This is a genomic window from Streptomyces sp. LS1784 (assembly GCF_020103755.1).
Classification (GTDB): domain Bacteria; phylum Actinomycetota; class Actinomycetes; order Streptomycetales; family Streptomycetaceae; genus Kitasatospora.
The window spans coordinates 1-1,198 of sequence record NZ_JAHSQD010001083.1 but is presented as its reverse complement, the minus strand read 5'-3'; the positions used below and the strand labels follow the sequence as shown (position 1 = coordinate 1,198).

Sequence of the window (1,198 nt, the reverse complement as noted above, 5' to 3'; positions counted from 1 at the left end):
GCGTGGTCGAGGAGCTCGCGGACGCGCTGGGCGCGGCCGTCGGTGCCTCGCGCGCCGCCGTGGACGCCGGCTGGTACCCGCACAGCAGCCAGGTCGGCCAGACCGGCAAGCAGGTCTCCCCGCAGCTGTACGTGGCCAACGGCATCTCCGGCGCCATCCAGCACCGGGCCGGCATGCAGACCTCGAAGACCATCGTGGCCGTCAACAAGGACCCCGAGGCCCCGATCTTCGAGCTCGCCGACTACGGCGTGGTCGGCGACCTCTTCGAGGTGCTGCCGCAGCTCACCGCCGAGGTGAAGGCCCGCAAGGCCTGATCCCCGGAGTGCAGTGGAGGGCGTGGCGCCGAGTGGTACTCGGTGCCACGCCCTCCGTCGTTTCCCGGCGGTGCCGGGTCGCGCCGCCCGTCCCGATCGCTGCGCGGTCGGCTCCGCGACTCACTCCGCGACGAAGGCCGCGAGGTGCCGGGTGAAGCCGCCCTGGGCGGGCGGCAGCGGGCGCGGCTCGGTGTCCGGCGGCGCCGGAGGCTCCTCCATCGGCAGCAGCCGCAGCTCCGGCTGGTCGGAGTCGGGGGAGGAGAGCAGCCGCACCCGGGTGCCGACCGGGACGGTGCTGCGCATCCCGTCCACGATGCACCAGACGTCGAAGCCCTCCGCCATGCGGATCAGGGACTTCTGACGGACCAGCGGCGTCCGGGCCTGCTCGACCGCGCAGCGCCGCACCACGCCGGTGCCCTCGCTGGGCTCCAGCCTGAGGTCGGTGGAGCCGCAGGTGGGGCAGAGCAGTCGCTGGAAGGTCGGGTTGTTGCACCACGCGCAGCGCTGGAAGTACAGCGTCGTGCTGCGGGTGTCGGCATCGATGGCTGAGTGGACCACGCTGTCATCTCCCTGCGCTCGGACCGGCTCGTTCGGCAGAAGTTCGGCAGAAGTTCGGCACGAAAAGGATAGGGAACTCAGTGCCGTCAAGGGAAGGCACTGAGTTCCCTTTTTGCCGCACGCATGCATAATGAAGGGTACTGAGTACCGTCGTGAAACAGGAGTGGCGATCATGAGCCAGGAGTTCGATCTCTTCCGTATCTCCGAGGAGCACGGGATGCTCCGTGAGGCGGTGCGTTCGCTGGCCGAGGCGAAGATCGCTCCGTTCGCGGCGGAGGTGGACGAGCAGGGGCGGTTCCCGCAGGAGGCGCTGGACGCGTTGCAGG

At 70.0% G+C, this 1,198-nt stretch carries 3 protein-coding genes; 2 read left to right on the top strand and 1 reads right to left on the bottom strand.

What is annotated here, in order from left to right; translation table 11 throughout:
• On the top strand, nucleotides 1–314 hold a 314-nt coding region (locus KS423_RS45805), incomplete at its 5' end, for an electron transfer flavoprotein subunit alpha/FixB family protein (RefSeq protein WP_224285560.1).
• 120 nt (nucleotides 315–434) lie between these two features.
• Here KS423_RS45805 and KS423_RS45800 read toward each other — a convergent pair.
• A complete protein-coding gene (locus KS423_RS45800) occupies nucleotides 435–872 on the bottom strand; it encodes a hypothetical protein (protein WP_224285559.1) in 438 nt (145 codons plus the stop codon).
• Between the two features lie 172 nt (nucleotides 873–1,044).
• On the opposite strand from KS423_RS45800, the gene KS423_RS45795 reads away from it, so the two are divergent.
• On the top strand, nucleotides 1,045–1,198 hold a 154-nt coding region (locus KS423_RS45795; protein ID WP_224285561.1), incomplete at its 3' end, for an acyl-CoA dehydrogenase family protein.